Origin of the sequence: Hymenobacter sp. BRD67 (assembly GCF_013256425.1) — a bacterium.
Lineage (GTDB): Bacteria > Bacteroidota > Bacteroidia > Cytophagales > Hymenobacteraceae > Hymenobacter.
Genome location: NZ_CP053907.1, coordinates 56,563 through 72,685 on the forward strand (window position 1 = coordinate 56,563; position 16,123 = coordinate 72,685).

Below are 16,123 nucleotides of genomic sequence, written 5' to 3' on the forward strand. Positions count from 1 at the left end.
TCAGCAGCCAGGCCGTGGCGTAGTTGTAGACGTCGGTGCGCGCGGCCCCGGTGCGGTGAATGGCTACCCCTGCGTGGGGTCAGTGGACTCGTTGGTTTTCGAGTACTGTCGCAGGTGGTAAACGGGCAGTGAGTAGTGATAGGTCGTGCCGTCCTCGGCCGTAATGGTAAAGGCCCCAATTCCCTGCTCGGGACGCACCTTGCGAAAAGCGTTCTTATAGGTTTGACAGACCTGCTGGTAGTTAGGCTCGTAGGTTGCTGGGTCATCGGGCGAAGACCCGGGGATTTCGGTGTAGCCCGTTAGCTGCTGGTAGCAAATTGAGCCGGCAGGATTAGCCTGGAACTCGGCAATCGGGTAGCGGGCCGGGGTCGCCTCGTAGGCGTCGTTGATTTCCTTATTGCTGAACCAGGCAATATGCTTGCCCTGCACGAAGCGCCGGCCGCTCAGACCCAGGCGGTCGGCCTCGGTGTGGGCCGCCGTGCTGGCCATCGTAGAGTCGTAGAGCTTGGGGTCGGTAAGAATAAGCTGGGAGCTTCCCCAGTGGGAGCCGTCGACGCCTACCGGCGTAGTAGCCGGGTTCGTATTGTCGGTATAGGTGTAGGTATTGGACGCGGTGTTTTCGTAGCGGAAGGGTACTTTGTATTTCGCCCAGGATACCAGGTTATACTTATCATGGTTTTCGAGCATCTGCCGCGGGTAAGCGACGCTGCCCACGTCCAGGCGCTGGGGACGAATGGCACCCGTAATGCCGGGTCCCAGCACCATAAAGTCATCGTGGGCGATGCTCAGGGGGTTGCCGGCCGAGCCCTTGTAAGTCGAGTTAGGGTATTGCGTCTGCTGTAAGTCACCCCCCACGCCATAAATGAAATTGCCCTGCTGGTTGTAGTTACGGGAGGCGTTGAACTTATAGCCCTTGCGGCTAGTGTTAGGGTAGTTCGCGGGGCCGTCGTAAACATCTGGTCCATAGGCATTGGCATCAGAGTACTTCCCATCAAAGGTCATATTGGTCTTGCTGCCCATCGCATAGAAATACAGCGAGCCGAACATGGATTGCTTGGCCGTGTCGTTGACGAAGACCCAGTAATCGGTGCGGAACCAGTTCTTGTGCTCAATCGTGGTCGAGCCAGTATAGCCCTCCCCTGTCGGGGCTGCTTTTCCTAAGGCGGAGCTCATCACGCCGCTTACTACTGCGTTTGCCACCTCTTTACCCGCCGCGATGGCTAATTGTTTAGTGCCCATAGCAACTCCCTCCGTAGCAGCAGAAGCAGCAGCGGCTGACCCTAAACTGGCAATCGTAATAAGCCCCATCGTAAACTTTTCACCGTCCAGGGTAAAGCCTTGCCCACGTTTAGCCCCAATGCCGATAATGTCACCGGACTGCAATTTGCCGCCACTCCACGAGGCGCTTACCAACCCCAGCAGGCTGGCCGAACCGTGGTGGCCGGTTTCCGAGTCCCAACCCAAGTCCAGCACGCCGGGCACCCCCCCGTACCAGCCGTGACTTCCTGGGTCAGTATACGAATTAATGGCTAACTCCCCACAGGCATCATCGGGATAGCCATTGACGCTGCGTACGATGGCACCTGGGTTCATACTCCACCCCAGCCCCACCCAGGAGGCTTCCTGTTCCACCCCAATGCCGGCCCGATACGTGAGCGGCAGTGAAAAAGTGGTTTCCGGACCCGGAACCTGTAGTACGGGCAGGTTATAGGTCATGTCCCCGTACTTAGGTTCACCATATCCGTGGAGCCGGCGGACTCATAGCCCGTAAACTCCGGCTGGCTGGGGCCAGGCAGGGCCCAGCTGAGGCTAGGCGCGGCCAGCGAGCCGACAAGTTCCAGTAAAAAAAAGCCCGCAATAGCGCGTCGAAACGTAGCGTTACGAAACATAGACAACGTGGAAAAGAAAAGGCTGAGATGCTAGTGAACTGCTGGCTACTTCTGGTGGATATGCTTGAAGTCCCGGGCGGTAAATACAAATTGTCGGTCTTGCAAGGCGAGCTGCCGGCTGCGAAAAGTCACGCGACACCCCTGGCGCAGCAGCTTCTCGGCGACGGGAAAAGTCAATAGCACCGTGCTGTGGCCGGTGGCCCCGTACTGGCGCAGGTAGGTAGCGGAATTGGCAGCTGTAGAGTCCGGCTGTCCGGGCAGGTGCAGGTAAACATCGCGCGCAATATCCCCACCCAGATATTGAATGGTATGCGTGTAAAGGGGTTTATTAGTAATATACTGGTTCTCTATCTCCTGCCCGTTTTTGGCCATTGCTAGTGTGAATTGACACTGCTGTTGTTTATCAGCTTGCATTGGCTGCCATAAACACGTTACTGTGCTAGTGCTATAATGTTGATTTGGGAAAAGTGTCCTGTTAGAGCTATTATCTAGAGCTTGAATTAAATTCAAATTCCTAACTGAGGCTAAAGTGAAACTAGGTATGGCTGATGTGCTCACTAATTCTAAAAGAAAGAAGCTAGCTACTGTGCGGCAGAACTGAGCATTAATAATCATGAAAAATATATTTTGTATTAATTTTTTAAATAAAACTTCTATCTCCCCAACTGTCCAAAAAGCTATATCGTCTAACGAAAACAAAGAAGTATATATATTATCATCATAAGATATTGACTTAATTGCTCCTGTTGACAAATTCTTAATTCTTTTATTCAGTATAGGATATGGAATAAATTTATAATTATTAAATATGACTTCTATAGCATTTCTTACTTTATAGTAAAATTCTTCATATATTTTAATTGGTACAAAATATATTATGGGGTTAAATTCTGATATATCGTTAATGAATGAATCTTCGAAAAATACTGTTCTTTTGAAAAACATGCAGTAATAATCGCCTAGCAGACTTACATTGACGACAAGTTCGACAACATGTGTAAATTTCCCTTCCTTACTTTTATTCAATATTATCAAAAGTGTTTTGCCTGGGTTTGCAGTTGATGTATCATCTTGAACCTTAAAACCACCTGAAATCGCTTTGATTTTCCCAACAAAGTTTTTCCACCTTAAAGAATTTGCATGGTGATTTTTAAACAAAAAATCTGCAAATTCTTTACTGATGATTTCACCTTCATCAATTGCATTGCTTTTTATATACAACCCCTCTACTAGAAGGATTATATCACTGAGTATTTTTTGATAATCCATAGCGCGCGCGCTCTACAATTTAAGAAAAATTTACTTTGCTAAGCATGATGATACGTATTAAAAACCCTCTCGAATACGGGTATTGACTTTCGAACCCATACCTTGCACGTACCCTCTTTTAACTTGAATACTACGCATTCCTCGTTTACCGAATTTGCGGAGTTCCGCTTCAAAATCACCCATCATTAAGTCCCTTATTTCATCGGGATCACTAATTAGACCCCTCCTCCATTTTTTAAAAGCATAGTGCCTTGCCATATCGAGAGACTTGGCAATAGCGTATTGCACACTAAATTTATCTATAAACCTTCCAAAATCGTCTCTTTTACTTATTGTAATCCCAACAACCCTAGGCAGATACACTTCTATTGTTCTATTATAATCACCTTCAGAGTCATGAAATATTTCCCTATAATCTAAAATATTTGTATTATAAGAATCTCCAATAACTTGCAAATTAATAAGGAGCGGATTAGTAAAATCATCAAAAGGCAAATGTATTTGATTTGGTTTAAAATGAGCGTTGCTAGCAAAATTTTGTTCGCCAGTCATATTTGTGATTAATTGCTGCCCATTTGCTAGCACATTCATGACTGCGCCACCAATTACATTCCAATTAACAGGAATGTTAGGAATGTCAATATTTTGCAATCCCGCCCAAGCAAATCCACCAGCAATACCACCAACGGCAACACCCATAGCTGCACCATCCCAAAAACTTCCCCATGACTTTTCGAGTAGATTCCACCTGCTATTCCTCCCACTGCGGCTCCAATACCCATTGCCGCTAGCGGACTTATAAATCCTCCATCTGGGTCAACACTCGATACAGGATTATTTCCCATCCCTACATAAGGCGAATGAAATTGCCCTGCCGGGTCAGGCGCGGTCCAGCGCCCGATGCGCGAATCATAGTTTCGTAACTCAAAATCATCAGTGCCCGTCTCCTCGTCTTTCTCGGCAAACTGCCCCTGATACCCGTGGCGATAGCGCGTAGTACCCACCACATAGTTGAGACCTTGCATGGGTGCCCCGTAGGCGTAGTTATGCTGCTCCTGCACGATGGTACTACTCGTATAGTCTACCTGCACATCATCGAAGTATACATCAGGTCCGGTCGCGCCATCCGTTTCGACGTGCAACTCGACCGTACCCGTCTGGGCCAGGCGCAATCCCACCCGCAACTGCTGCCACGTGCCTGGGCTACTGCCATTAACCTCTTGATAATCATCACGTATAGGATTGCCACTCTCGTCGCGCACGATAAAGTGCAGGTAAGCGCTCCCGCTGCTGCCCGTAAGCGCCAAGGTGGTAGCAGGGGTTTTGGTGGCAACTGGCCGAGATACCAGCGGAATACTAAAACCCAGGCCCAGGCGTGGTAACCAGCCCGGTGACTTGTTCGGGGCAGCAGCCTCAGCCCGGGACCTACGAAAGCGGCTTGGGTAGTCGGACTAGCCAGCATCGTAAGCCCGGCCAGGGGCACCGTCCGCACCACATTCGTCTGGTGTGGGCCGCCCGGCTGGTTGATAGCGGCCGTGAGCCAGGCATAAGCCGTGAAAGTCACCGTGTCGCCCTTTTGCACCGTTAGCGTTTTGCTGGGTCCTACATGCTGCCCACTGGTCAGCCCTAGCAGGGAAATACTCGCGCTGCCGTTATGCCCGGCGGCGGCGTAGCGGGTCGTGGCCACGTTGGTAAACGTCTGCTCCTCCTGGCTGGCCGCACTGGCCTCCATCGTGGCGGTGTAGGTCGTGGTCGTGGGCCGATGGTAGATGAGGCGGGCATTGCCCAGTTGGTCATTCAACTCGTAGCGGTAGTCCAGGCTGCCGTTATCCAGGCGCGTGAGCGCCCCCAGGCGGCTTGCTCCGTAGAGGGGTACTTCGCTCTGCTGCATCCCGCTGCCAGGCGTGGTGGCATCGAGCGTATAGGTCGCCAGCTCGCTGCCGGCCATATCCCGCACCGAGTAGGTGGTCTTCTTCAGTTGAAACGTAGTGGGGTCGTAGCTCGCCTTGCTGGTGCGGAAGCCCCGGTCATTATACGTGAACACGACCAGCGGCTGCGTGTACGCCGCATCGCGGTACACCCCCGTAACCTTACCCGTCACGTCATAGGTCAGGTAGCGCTGGCCTTTCTCGTCGTGCTGGCGCGTCATTTGCCCGGTGGCGTCGTAGTCGTAATCGAGCACGGGATTGCCACTGGGGTTGTTGACGGCGCTGAGCCGATTGCTGCCAGTGGGATACTGGTAGGCAAAATCGTCCGTGGCTACGCCTGTGCCGTCGCGCCGGCGCAGGGTCAGGATATTGCCATTCGGGTCGTAGTGTAGAGAGCCCTCCTCGTAAGCATGCGTAGCAGAGGCGGTGAACGTGCCGGCTGCCGTGGCTGAGGCTCCCGGCACCAACTCCCCAAAGTCAGCCTGCTGGAGCTGCCCCTTCGCATCATAGGTAAATAGGTGCTGGCGCATGGTGGGGCTAGCCGCCGTAAACCAGGCTGCCGAGCGCACGGTGCCGTCATAACGGGTGGCCGGGGCGCCCGGGATAGTGGGCGTAGCCATACTGGCCTGCGCGCTCCGGTAGTCGCCGCTGAAGTAGTCCAGCGTCAGCCCGAACAAGTCCTTGGCGACGCCATTAAGTTTGGGGCTGTCACCGTCCAAATGCCGGTTCACGCCGTTGATACTCTTGAGCCAGCCCTGCACGGTATAGGTATAGTCCGTGCCCTGCAGGTTGCCGGCCGTCTCCACGCGCTTGAGCGGACCGTGCAGGTAGTAGAAGTAGCGGGCCTGTAGCGTTTGAGTTGCCCCATCCGGGCTGGTCAGCACCTGCGTCAGGCGCTGGTTGGCGTCGTAGCTGTAGTAATGATAGAAGCTATCGGGCTGGCCTTGCTGGTAGGCGACCTGCGTGACGTTGCCCGCCGCGTCGTAAGTGTAATCAACCGTTTTGACGTTCACGCCGGGCGCCTGCTGCACCAGCCAGGTGAGCTGCCCCCGGTCGTCGTAGCTGTACCACGTCGTGGACGTGCCGTTGCTGGTCTTGGCCACGACCCCCAGTACAAAGTCCTGTTGGCGGGAGCCGAGCGCGCCGTCGGGCTGCGGCAGGTCGTACCACACCTGCTGGCGCTGGGCGCACTGGCTGGCGGCCAGGCTGCCGGTCGAGGTCGTGTTGGTCACGCGTTCCTCCAGCAGGGCCGCTTGCAGCACGCTGTTGGCAGCCGGGCTACTGGTGAGCATGTCTTCAAACGTGAAGCCCTGGCCCGGGGTGGTCGATTCTGTGTACTCGCCCGATTCGATGATACGACCGGCTGAATCGTAGTTAGAGTATGAGAAGCGCCGCGGGGCGCCATTGGCGGGCTGGGCCTGCAGGGCGCTTTGTGAGAAGCGGATTCGGCCATCCTGAGCGTATACGTAGCGGGTCGTTCCCTCGTCGGCCGACGTAGCGCTCAGCACCCGCCCGGCCGTATCGAACACTTTAGTCGTGACAAAGTGAATAGCGCCGGCGGTGCCCGCGGGGGAGGAGTAGGCGCTAATACCTCGATGGCGGAAATTTTAGGCAGATTAACCCCACCCGGATTCTGGGAAGAGAAATCTATATTGAGCACGCCATCCGTCACAGTCACCGTGAAGGTTTCCATAGTGGCCGTGCGGGGCCTACCTTTTTGGTAATATCATAGCCTACCAGTACGGGGCATTTTCCAGACTTACATCAAAGACGCGTTGGCCTACGCTGGTAAAAAAAGTCTCGGCGAAATGCAGCACCACCGTGTAGGTACCCGTCGCGACGGGAAAGGCGTAGCTCATCTGCCCGCTTACACCTACCCGCTCGCGCTGGTAGAGCGCCTGGTCGGGCGTGCCCGCAATAGCCACATTAGTGTAGTTGGCACTACCGGGATTAGGGGAGTAGTATTGGTCATCGGCAAAAGTGCCGCGCGAAGTGGCTAGCGCAGCCCCGGTTGCCTGCGCGTGAATGCGGTACAAGGGCGTAAAAAGGGGCGAAACCGTCGGATAAACCGGGTTATCCAGGCCGGTGGGCAGCAACTCGGCTACTCCTTTCGGCGCGATGCTCGCCACGGCCCGACCCGCGTCGTCGTAGAAGACGTAGCTGAACTCCCCGTAATGCACCTGATAGGAAAACCCGACCTGGCCACTGGTAACCAGCAGGCGGTAGAAGCCCGGCGCCAGGTTGACCACCTGGGAGCCCGTATAAGCCGTTTCTACTAGCGGATTCTGCTGTAAGTCAACCAGCACGTAGCTGCTGGCGGAGCCGCCGGTCGCGCCATCCGTTATGGTCACGGCCGTGGAACTGGCGGAAGCCGCTACGTGAATATCCTGATAAGCAGGATTGCCAGCCGAATTGGTAGGGTCAGCAGCTAACGTACCCGTCAGCGTACTGGCCGGGTACTGGTCGCCCGTCAGGCAGCTGGCCAAGGTCTGGCCTTCCCGGTTGTGGAAAGAGATAGCCTCTACGCCATTAGGATTGACGGCCACGATTTTTACCCCTTGCGCCCGCAGGCTGGGCGTCGGGCTGTTGGGCACGAACAGCGCCCGGAGCCGGCTGTAGTGGTCGAGCTCATTGAGCAGCGGAAAGTCCCGGCCCTTGCTCTCGTGCCCCGAGCCCAGGGCAAAGGCATCCCCCGGCCCGGCCACCCGGCGTACCCCACCCAGGGGGCCGGGCATCGGCTCAGACAAAGAGTACGGATTATGGGTGGCGGCAATGGCCGGTTCGAGCGTATTATTTTGGCTGTAATAGTAGCCCAGCGTGCCCGGCGCGGCTTCGTCGAGCGGGTCGGGCGCGCTGCCGGTAGGCTTCTCAAAGTTCGCGGCCGAATAATTGGCACTCACCGGCGTTCCGCCCCGGGCGGTGTGGTGGTGGCCGTCACAAACCCGTCCTTGTACTTAAAGGCCTGGTTATTGGTCGGGGCCGGCAGCGTGGTGAGCACCGGTACGCCGCCCTGGTTATTGAGGCTCTGCGTGGCAAATACCTGCTGCTCGGCCAGGTTCTTGCTCTGGGTTTGCGTGGGCCGGCCCATGGCGTCGACAAACTGCTTGCCCTCGCTGGTGACGTTGCCGTCCAAATCGTAGGTGCGCGAGTAGCTCCAGTTGCGGTTCAAATCATCGCTGGGGTCGGCAGTCGGCAGCGTGCCACTCACCGTGAACGTAGCCTGGTAATTCGCCCCGTAGCGGCCGTCGTAGTTGGTGAAGACCTGCCCGCCGTAGCTACCCAGGGCCTGGAAGTAGACTTCTAACACGTAGGTGCCCGGGCGGGCGGCAATGGCCAGCAAATCGATTCCCGCTGCCGTTTGTGTCCACTCCTTGTTGCCCGCGTCGCCGTCCTGGCCGGAGCGCAGGTACGGCAGGTCCAGGGAAGTGAACGGCCCCGGTACCATCCCGCTTGGGTAGACCCGGTACTGGAGCTGCGCGCTCTGCATGTAGACGCTGTGCTGGTAGGTATTTACCTCTGCGCCTTCCAGCACCAGTCGCCCGCCCGAAGCGCGCGAAAAGGAGCCTAGGTTAGAACCCTGGAACTGATAGTTGGCCGTAGCCAGGTTCGTATAGTAATAGGTATTGACCGTCGAGCTGCCGGCTTGCAGAATCACGAAATCCTTGTAGAGCCCGGAATCGGCCAATACGCGCTGTGGCAGGGTCGCCAGCAGCAGGACCACCACTAGCAACAGCCCGCTATAAAAAGGCCGCGTCAGCACTAGGAGGCTGCCCGTCCGTTGCCACTGACACGGGTAGTCTACGCGGGCCAGCGTGTCGGCCGTAAATAAGTGAGCAGGCAGAGAGTTGACGTATAACTGCTTCATAAGCAGCGACCTGTTGAAGTGGAAAAGGAGACTGACAGCCCGTGCAACGAACACGGCGATTCGTAACAGCTGGTGGCCTTATAAGGAGATGCCGCTGAACTAGCTTATAGTAAGCGGTAGATTACGGAGCCTGAAAACAGAATGACGCAAAGCGAACGCTGAATGGGAAAGGCACGGAATAACGCTGATACCATTTTTTAGAAATGGCAGGACCAACGAATGCAACCCGGAATAAGTAAAGCGAAGGCAGGAAGCGCAGCGCCAGGCAGCTAGCCTCCCTGGCAAATAATAGTATTACAAGATTAAGGACGGTGCCGGCCATCGGCAAAGCCAAGGGTGTCTTTTTTGTGAAAAAACCTGTTTACGATGCGTAAAAATTTAATTATCAGCTACTTTATTTTTTATTACTCAATTATTTTCGGTTCTTCTAGAATAGATTACTAACAATAAAAAAACAGAAAAACCATCAATGGGATTAGTATTATTCATAAAAATTTCATTTGCTTCGTATTAAGTATAAGTTCCGCTTGGTGAGGCGTGCCTGGGCTCGCGGCACGCATAAGTGCAGTGATTGCTTGGCGGGTTGTTATTTACTGGGAATAGCCAGGGAATTCCAGTATGAAAAGAGAAGTACGCTGTAACCTAATAGAGGGCTGCTTTTGACAGGCTTGCTTTGGTGCGTTCGCAGATGAGGTCGCGCTCAAAATCCGCCAGCGAGGCAGGCAGATTAAATATCGCTCGTCCCCTGAGCCGTGGTCGTGTTGAAGGTGTTTTACAGGCTGACGACCACCTCCCTGTTCCTGAGAATCTGTCACTAAGGTGACCAGGTCTCTGAGCAAACGCTCCAGCCGGTCCGCTTCCAAGCCACGAGCGTTTCGCCGGCTCGCAACCGCGCCAGCAGGTGTTGCAGGGCCGGGCGCTTTTTTATCGAGGCCCCTTTCCCCTGAAAAAACTATCCCAATTGTTCTCAGGAAGTTACTGCGGCAGCCAGGAAGGCGCGGGCTGGTAAGCACCGGCGATGAGACAAACGGTGGTAGCTTTTCGGGGCGCGAAACAGGCCGGGCGGATGGGCCGCTCAATCGGTCGTTTTCGCCCCCCGCCCGGCACCGCTATGCCCGCTACCTTCCTCTCGGAGGCTGAAGCCTCCGCTACCAGCAGCTACCCGGCCGCGTACCGGAAAGCACCTTGCGCCAGCACGGCTACCTCAGTCCGGCGGACCTGGCTTTTGTGCGCACCCAGCGCCGCGACGTTAACCGGCTCGGCTGCGCCGTACAGTTAGTCGTGTTGCGCGTATTCGCCCATTTGCCCGAGCGGTGGTGGCGGCAGGTGCCCGCCAACCTGCTCGACTTTGCCGCGGCCCAACTCGCCCTCGATGGCGCCGCATTTACCGTCTACGGCCAGCGCGAGGCTACCGTGTACGAGCACTGCCAGGCCGTGCTGCTGCACCTGGGCTGGCGCCGCTGCTCGACGCGCCCGCACTCGAGCACTGGTTGCTGGAGCGAGCCTTGGAACACGACCAGGAACGCGTATTGCTGGAGCTGGCCTGCCAACGCCTGCGCCAACAGCAGCTGGTGCGCCCCTCCGTGGTCGAACTCGAGCGCCTAATCGGCTCGCTTGTGGAGCAGGCCCACGCCGAAACGTACCGGCGGTTGGCATCGGTGCTCACTCCCGCCGTGGAAGGGCAGCTCGACGCGCTGCTGCGCGTCGACGAGGCCGTCGGCCGCACCCGCCACAGCTGGCTGCTGCAACCGCCCACGCGTAGCACCGCCGCTACTATCCGCGCCACCCTCGACAAACGGCGGTTCTTACAGGAACTCGGCGCCGACGTCTGGGACCTGACGGCGCTGCACCCCAACCGGCAGAAGCGCCTGGCCAGTCTGGCCCGGCACCGCAGCAACCAGGCCCTGCAGCGCCTGTCCTCGCCTAAACGCTACCCGCTGCTGCTAGCCTTCGGCCGCGAAATGCTGCTAGATTTGACCGACCTGGTACTGGAGATGGCCGACGAGTATTGGGAAACGGCCCTGGCGCGGGCCCGCTGGGAAATGGAGGAGTATCAGCGCGCCACGGCGCGGGCCAAGGACCAGGTGCTGGCCACGCTGGGCCACGCCGTCGGGCTGCTGCTTGATGAAGAGCACGTGCCACTGGAGCAGGTGCGCCAGCAGGTTTACGCCCGGGTGCCCAAGGTCGAGCTGCAGCAGGCGCTGACCACGGCTCAGGCCCTGACCCAACCGGCCAAGCGTTCCTACCTGGATTTTCTGGAACATCACTACGCCGGCATCCGGCGCTTTTCCGCCCCGCTACTGGCCGACCTTGTATGAGAGAATGCGTTCGTCGGCGATGACTTCTTTCCCGCCCTGCTGCTGGTGCGCGACCTGCTTACCGGGGGACGGCGGCAGCTGCCCCCGCAACCGCCCCGTGCGTTTCTGTCGGCCACGTGGCAGGCCTTCGTAGGCACAGTTGGCGGCCCCGTATCGGTACCGGCGTATGCATTGAGTGTGCTGGCCACCCTGCGCGAGCGGTTGCGCTCGGGCGACGTGTACGTGCGGCACTCCCGCAAGTACGCCAGCCTGGACAGCTACCTGATTGCGCCCGCTCGGTGGCCCGCCCTACGGGCCGACGCCTGCGCGCAGCTGGGCTTGCCGGCCGTCCCGGTGCAGCGCCTGGAGGAACACCTGCACGAATTGGAAGGCCACCTACCGCGCATGGAGCAGATTCTGCAGGCCGGCGGCGACATCCGCCTCAACGAGCAGGGCGAGTTGGTCGTCACCCTGCTGGCCGCGGCGGAGGTACCGGCGTCCGCCGTACAACTGACCGAGCAGGTGGGCCGGCGCCTCCCTTGGTGGAACTGAGTGAACTGCTGGGCGAGGTGGACGGCTGGACCGGCTTCTCGCACAGGCTGCTGGGGCCGGCCCCGGTGCCGCACCAGCGGGCGCTGCTCTACGCCGCCCTGTTAGCCGCCGCCTGCAACATTCCGCTCGCGGACATGGCCCGCAGTACCGGCTTCGACTACCAGGCCTTGTGGTGGGTAGCCAGCCAGTACCTACGCGAAGAGGCACTCAAGCAAGCTACCACCGGCCTGGTCAATTTTCAGTATCGCCAGCCGTTGGCCGGGGCCTGGGGCGGGGGTACGCTCTCCTCCTCGGATGGGCAGCGCTTCCCGGTGCGCGGCCACGTGCGGGCAGCGCGGGCGCTGCCGCGCTACTATGCCTATGGGCAGGGGCTGACGTTCTACACCCACACGGCTGACCAGTACTCCCAATTCGGCAGTCAGGCCATTGCTTCCACCGTGCGTGACGCCACCTACGTGCTCGACGAGGTGCTGGGCAACGAAACGGAGTTGCCTCTACTGGAGCACACTACTGATACGCACGGCTACACCGACCTGGTCTTTGCCCTTTTCGACCTGTTGGGCCTACGCTTCTCGCCTAGGCTGCGCGACCTGAAGGACCAGCGGCTATGCAAGATTCAGGGGCGCGACCTGGTTTATCCCTCGCTTAAGTTCACGGCCCGCTTTCACCCGGAGTTCGTGCGCCGCCACTGGGATGAGCTGCTGCGCGTGGCCGCCTCATTGAAACTAGGCTATGTCACCTCGTCGTTGCTCATCAGTAAGCTGCAGGCCTATCCGCGCCAGCATCAGCTCACTACCTTATTGCAGGAATACGGCCGGTTGCTGAAGACCAACTTTATCCTGCGCTACCTGCAGAGTCAGCCGCTACGCCGCCGCATTCACGCACAGCTCAACAAAGGCGAGCAACTGCACGCGCTGCGTAGCTGGCTCTGGTTTGGCGGCGACGGGCGCTACGCCGCCAGCAGGACGAGCAGCAGCAGGAAACCGTACGCTGCCTGAACCTGCTCACCAACGTAGTCGTGGTTTGGAATACGGTTTACATGCAGGAGGCCGTAGGCCAGTTGCGCCGCGAAGGACAACTGGTAGCCGACGAGGACCTGCGTTTTCTCTCGCCGGCGCGCTATCGCCACCTCAACCGCCTTGGTCGCTACTCCTTTCTGCCGGCACAGGAAACAGGCGAGACAGGACTGCGCCCCTTGCGCCCGGCTTAGCGTAGGATTATGTCCCGTTACTAAAAGAACCCCTACTCCCATCCTACAGCCCGCCGCCCTCACGGGCTCTCACCTTTTCAACCTGTCTAATGTGCAGCAGTTCTACGGCCGTGCCGGCGCTGACGAGACGGTAGCCGCCTACTGGAAGTCGTTGCCGGCAAATGTATTTCTCCAAGCTACCCGGCGCGGTTCGGCGCTGCTGGCCTCAACTGTGCACCTGCTGCGCACGGGCGACGTTATTCCAACCAGAGCGCCCCACGAAGGGCCATACCGGATAATAGGCACGGAGCGCATTTTTCCCGCCGCCAAGGAGCTAGGCGAGTACCTGCTGGCCCAACGGGCTGCGCTGGTGCCGGCCGAGGGCGCGGCCACTGTGATAGGCCTGGATGGCAGCCTGAGCGAGATACGCCCCGCTAAAAGCCGAAAGTCGTTCAAGTTTGAGCAGCTGCGCCCCTTATCGGAGCCGAGACGCTTGATATTCACCGCTTCGACCACGGGCCGCTAGCGGGCTACATTCTGGTCCTCGACGACAGCGGCAAATACAACGGCTCCGCGCTCAACATGCTGGCTACGGCCTGCTGGTTCGATACCTACCCGCCCGCGCATTATTCTCCAATTGACGTCGTGGTGGGAACGGTGGTGCTGATGCGAACCGAATTGATTCGCTAGCATCCCTGACCCATAACCAGGGCCGCGCAAGTAGCGTCCTTGGTCAGGCTCCAGGCGAAATGTGTTGGTAGAGAAATTATAAATAACTGCGAGACGTGCATATTTTTGTGCACGTTATGCGTAAGACTGCCTCTTATGTTGCTGCTTTCAACGGCCCGTCATACCCTACGCCAGGTCCTAAACCACCCGGCTTTTACCCCCGAGCGGCGCGAAAAGGCCGAGCTGCTGCTAAGCGCCTCGACCGACCCAGCCCAACTCTTGAGGTGGGAGCGGGCCGCCATGAAGGAAAGCGAGGCGTGGGAAGACGTGCTACTCCAACGGGAGGAAGCGCAGCCCGGTCCGCCGGCTTACCCGGAATACAGGTACTAACCCGCGCTTTTTCCCCTACCGCCCCTCTCCCGTGCGCAGGGAGCATGACGCGGAGTTTTCCTTGAGTCGAGCCCAAAGCAGCCTTTCGCCCTTGTTTTACTTCTGTCTCGTCTTATGCCCGCTACTGCTCCACTAACTCCCATCACCTTTCACGTTAAGCTCGGTAATACCGAGGTGACTATCAAAGCGCACACCTTGGCTGAGCTGTTGGACGGTACCCGCCTGAAGAAAAAGGAGCTGCTGGAACTGTGGAAGCTCAATATTCGCACCTATGACAAGCGCCACGACCACCCCGGCGGCATTACGCTGGACGAGCTGTTTAAGCTTGCTGCGGCCCTGAAAGTACCTTATCTGGACATTGCCCGTCTGGTTTACCATCAGTGTGAAGCTGACCCCGACGCCCGCAAAGCCCCAGTATTATCGCTGGAATAATGAAAAGAGCCAATACAGATTGTTTTGTTATGATTGCCGCCTAAAATTTATATATTTAGTATTTCTTATTTAACCAGGGCTTAGACGGTGCGGTTTCTCGGGGTAGCACACCCCTATCTTGATACCCGTGAAAGAACAGGAAGTAACCAGGCAGCACTTTGTGCCGCGCACCTACCTCAAGCATTTTGGCCAAGCTGAGAAAGGCCAGGATAAAATACACCGCACTCTCCGCGACGACCCCGATGCTACCCATGTGCGGCAGGTGTCGGTTGCCCACGCGTGCTTTCAGAATGACTTATACACGCTGGAAGGGGAGAGCAGCGCGGAGCGCATGGCGCTGGAGGATTTCTACCGCATCAGCGTGGAGGACCATTTTGATACCGTGCGGCAGCTTCTTCTGAATGAAAAGCAAGTGGCTGCCCCGGAGGCGCTGCGAAGCAAAGTGCTGCACACGGTGGCCACCATGCTCATGCGGACGACCAAAATATTGGCGCGCCATAACGAGGTAATCGACCGGGTACTACAGCAGATGATGATGCTCTGTGAACAAACCGGCCACGACACGTTTGACTTTGACGGAGAAATCCATTCCATTAAGGGCAAGACGTTAGGAGAGTTGCGCCGGCAGTTTCGGCAGGAAGGCCAGCAAGGCACGGTGTTGACGCAGCTCGACTTGGCGTTGCGGCTAGGGCAGGCCAAGCAAAACGACTTTGCCATTCTGGTAATCACGCTGGACGAAGCGGCCGGGGAATACATCACGAGCGACAACCCCGTGGTGATATGGAGCTTGGACCGGCACAACGTGGCCTTCAACCCGGAAGCTACGCTGAAGCTACCCTCGGGCCCAAGCACATGCTGAACCTTATGCCCACAACGGTAGACGTGTTGAAGAACCGCATTACCCGCTGGAACTGGAGCGGCGACCAAGCCAAGCTAGAGCGCATTTCTGCGAACATCGTCCAGCACAATAATTTGGAGCGCTGGATTTTAGGCAGCGAGGCCGGCGTGCAGCAGCACGTAAGGGAGCGGGTTGCGTTGCAGCACGACCTCGATAACCCAACGGCGAGTACCGCCAAGCAGGAAATATCTGCCCGGATGAGACGCTTGGGGTTTCTATAGCCACTGACAGCTAGATGGCCTGCCAGAACGGAGTGGTGACCGCCAAAGGACGAACTCTACCATGTCTGCTGTCGTTTACGCCGCGCCCTGGCAGCGTATGGCCGTGAATACCCGCTCGCCCTATCTCGATACCGATACCTTCGCTCCCGGTACCCTGCTGGAATACTACGTGCAGCACGAAACCCAGCAAGGGGAGCCCGTGGCCCGCAGCCACATAGCCAGCACCGCTCTGCCCTATTGCCCGACTGTTCGGTTTCACCTGCCCCACCCAATCCATGTACTCGTCCCAAACCCTGTTTTTAGGTCGGTGAAAGTCCTGCTGTGGGCCATCAGCTGGCCTCTCAGAAAACGGAAAATATAGCACGTTAAGGAAAATCGCGTTATGCAAATCGAAGGGCTTTATTTTTCAGTCAGGCGATAAGTCGCACACCGCCGCTTAATTCGTAATTTTGCCCTGATGCGGGTATTTGCGCTCTTTTTCGCTTGCTACTTTGCCGTACTGGGCTGCCTGTCCTGCACGGTGG

Annotated in this window: 16 protein-coding genes and 2 pseudogenes; 10 read left to right on the top strand and 8 right to left on the bottom strand. The window is 57.3% G+C overall.

Annotated features, from left to right (window positions below; all coding sequences use genetic code 11):
- Window positions 1-63 precede the first annotated feature (63 nt).
- The 8 genes from GKZ67_RS22135 to GKZ67_RS22170 form a co-directional block, all read right to left on the bottom strand.
- Complete coding sequence (locus tag GKZ67_RS22135) at window positions 64-1,716, bottom strand: hypothetical protein (protein ID WP_173247876.1); 1,653 nt, start codon at window positions 1,714-1,716, stop codon at window positions 64-66.
- A complete protein-coding gene (locus GKZ67_RS22140) occupies window positions 1,713-1,889 on the bottom strand; it encodes a hypothetical protein (RefSeq protein WP_173247879.1) in 177 nt (58 codons plus the stop codon). The genes GKZ67_RS22135 and GKZ67_RS22140 overlap by 4 nt, the downstream gene beginning before the upstream one ends.
- A gap of 45 nt (window positions 1,890-1,934) precedes the next feature.
- Window positions 1,935-3,158: a hypothetical protein gene (locus GKZ67_RS22145; RefSeq protein ID WP_173247882.1), complete on the bottom strand. Its 1,224-nt coding sequence runs from the start codon at window positions 3,156-3,158 to the stop codon at window positions 1,935-1,937.
- A gap of 57 nt (window positions 3,159-3,215) precedes the next feature.
- Entirely contained in the window at window positions 3,216-3,809 is a 594-nt protein-coding gene (locus tag GKZ67_RS22150; protein ID WP_173247884.1) for a hypothetical protein, read from the bottom strand.
- Window positions 3,764-4,336, bottom strand: coding sequence for an RHS repeat-associated core domain-containing protein (locus GKZ67_RS22155; protein ID WP_317172333.1), 573 nt, complete (start codon window positions 4,334-4,336; stop codon window positions 3,764-3,766). The genes GKZ67_RS22150 and GKZ67_RS22155 overlap by 46 nt, the downstream gene beginning before the upstream one ends.
- On the bottom strand, window positions 4,240-6,615 hold the full coding sequence (locus GKZ67_RS22160) for a hypothetical protein (protein ID WP_173247890.1): 2,376 nt from the start codon (window positions 6,613-6,615) through the stop codon (window positions 4,240-4,242). Before GKZ67_RS22160 ends, GKZ67_RS22155 begins: the two co-directional genes overlap by 97 nt.
- A gap of 204 nt (window positions 6,616-6,819) precedes the next feature.
- Window positions 6,820-7,986: a malectin domain-containing carbohydrate-binding protein gene (locus tag GKZ67_RS22165; RefSeq protein WP_173247893.1), complete on the bottom strand. Its 1,167-nt coding sequence runs from the start codon at window positions 7,984-7,986 to the stop codon at window positions 6,820-6,822.
- A complete protein-coding gene (locus GKZ67_RS22170) occupies window positions 7,983-8,951 on the bottom strand; it encodes a hypothetical protein (protein WP_173247896.1) in 969 nt (322 codons plus the stop codon). The genes GKZ67_RS22165 and GKZ67_RS22170 overlap by 4 nt, the downstream gene beginning before the upstream one ends.
- Window positions 8,952-10,136: 1,185 nt before the next feature.
- On the opposite strand from GKZ67_RS22170, the pseudogene GKZ67_RS22175 reads away from it, so the two are divergent.
- The 10 genes and pseudogenes from GKZ67_RS22175 to GKZ67_RS22225 all read left to right on the top strand — a co-directional run.
- A pseudogene (locus tag GKZ67_RS22175) lies at window positions 10,137-10,504 on the top strand (DUF4158 domain-containing protein); the annotation flags it as partial.
- 30 nt (window positions 10,505-10,534) lie between these two features.
- On the top strand, window positions 10,535-11,269 hold the full coding sequence (locus tag GKZ67_RS22180; protein ID WP_173247901.1) for a hypothetical protein: 735 nt from the start codon (window positions 10,535-10,537) through the stop codon (window positions 11,267-11,269).
- A gap of 45 nt (window positions 11,270-11,314) precedes the next feature.
- Window positions 11,315-11,800 carry a hypothetical protein gene (locus GKZ67_RS22185; protein ID WP_173247904.1) on the top strand — a complete coding sequence of 162 codons (486 nt, stop codon included), beginning with the start codon at window positions 11,315-11,317 and terminating at the stop codon, window positions 11,798-11,800.
- A 17-nt stretch (window positions 11,801-11,817) separates the two neighbouring features.
- Window positions 11,818-13,010 (top strand): annotated as a pseudogene (locus GKZ67_RS22190) (Tn3 family transposase).
- A gap of 91 nt (window positions 13,011-13,101) precedes the next feature.
- Window positions 13,102-13,515, top strand: coding sequence for a hypothetical protein (locus GKZ67_RS22200; RefSeq protein WP_173247910.1), 414 nt, complete (start codon window positions 13,102-13,104; stop codon window positions 13,513-13,515).
- Window positions 13,516-13,814: 299 nt separating this feature from the next.
- A complete protein-coding gene (locus tag GKZ67_RS22205; protein ID WP_173247913.1) occupies window positions 13,815-14,048 on the top strand; it encodes a hypothetical protein in 234 nt (77 codons plus the stop codon).
- 114 nt (window positions 14,049-14,162) lie between these two features.
- The gene (locus GKZ67_RS22210) at window positions 14,163-14,480 is read left to right on the top strand and encodes a hypothetical protein (protein ID WP_173247916.1); all 318 of its coding nucleotides are present in this window, start codon (window positions 14,163-14,165) and stop codon (window positions 14,478-14,480) included.
- 127 nt (window positions 14,481-14,607) lie between these two features.
- Window positions 14,608-15,339, top strand: coding sequence for a DUF4238 domain-containing protein (locus GKZ67_RS22215; protein ID WP_173247919.1), 732 nt, complete (start codon window positions 14,608-14,610; stop codon window positions 15,337-15,339).
- On the top strand, window positions 15,333-15,599 hold the full coding sequence (locus GKZ67_RS22220; protein ID WP_173247922.1) for a hypothetical protein: 267 nt from the start codon (window positions 15,333-15,335) through the stop codon (window positions 15,597-15,599). The genes GKZ67_RS22215 and GKZ67_RS22220 overlap by 7 nt, the downstream gene beginning before the upstream one ends.
- A gap of 61 nt (window positions 15,600-15,660) precedes the next feature.
- On the top strand, window positions 15,661-15,960 hold the full coding sequence (locus GKZ67_RS22225; protein ID WP_173247925.1) for a hypothetical protein: 300 nt from the start codon (window positions 15,661-15,663) through the stop codon (window positions 15,958-15,960).
- The last annotated feature ends 163 nt before the right edge of the window (window positions 15,961-16,123 follow it).

Coding starts and splice junctions, on each gene's coding strand:
- GKZ67_RS22170 (WP_173247896.1), bottom strand. CDS start 8,951: ATGAAGCAGTTATACGTCAACTCTCTGCCTGCTCACTTATTTACGGCC.
- GKZ67_RS22210 (WP_173247916.1), top strand. CDS start 14,163: ATGCCCGCTACTGCTCCACTAACTCCCATCACCTTTCACGTTAAGCTC.
- GKZ67_RS22220 (WP_173247922.1), top strand. CDS start 15,333: ATGCTGAACCTTATGCCCACAACGGTAGACGTGTTGAAGAACCGCATT.
- GKZ67_RS22140 (WP_173247879.1), bottom strand. CDS start 1,889: ATGTTTCGTAACGCTACGTTTCGACGCGCTATTGCGGGCTTTTTTTTA.
- GKZ67_RS22135 (WP_173247876.1), bottom strand. CDS start 1,716: ATGACCTATAACCTGCCCGTACTACAGGTTCCGGGTCCGGAAACCACT.
- GKZ67_RS22145 (WP_173247882.1), bottom strand. CDS start 3,158: ATGGATTATCAAAAAATACTCAGTGATATAATCCTTCTAGTAGAGGGG.
- GKZ67_RS22225 (WP_173247925.1), top strand. CDS start 15,661: ATGTCTGCTGTCGTTTACGCCGCGCCCTGGCAGCGTATGGCCGTGAAT.
- GKZ67_RS22205 (WP_173247913.1), top strand. CDS start 13,815: ATGTTGCTGCTTTCAACGGCCCGTCATACCCTACGCCAGGTCCTAAAC.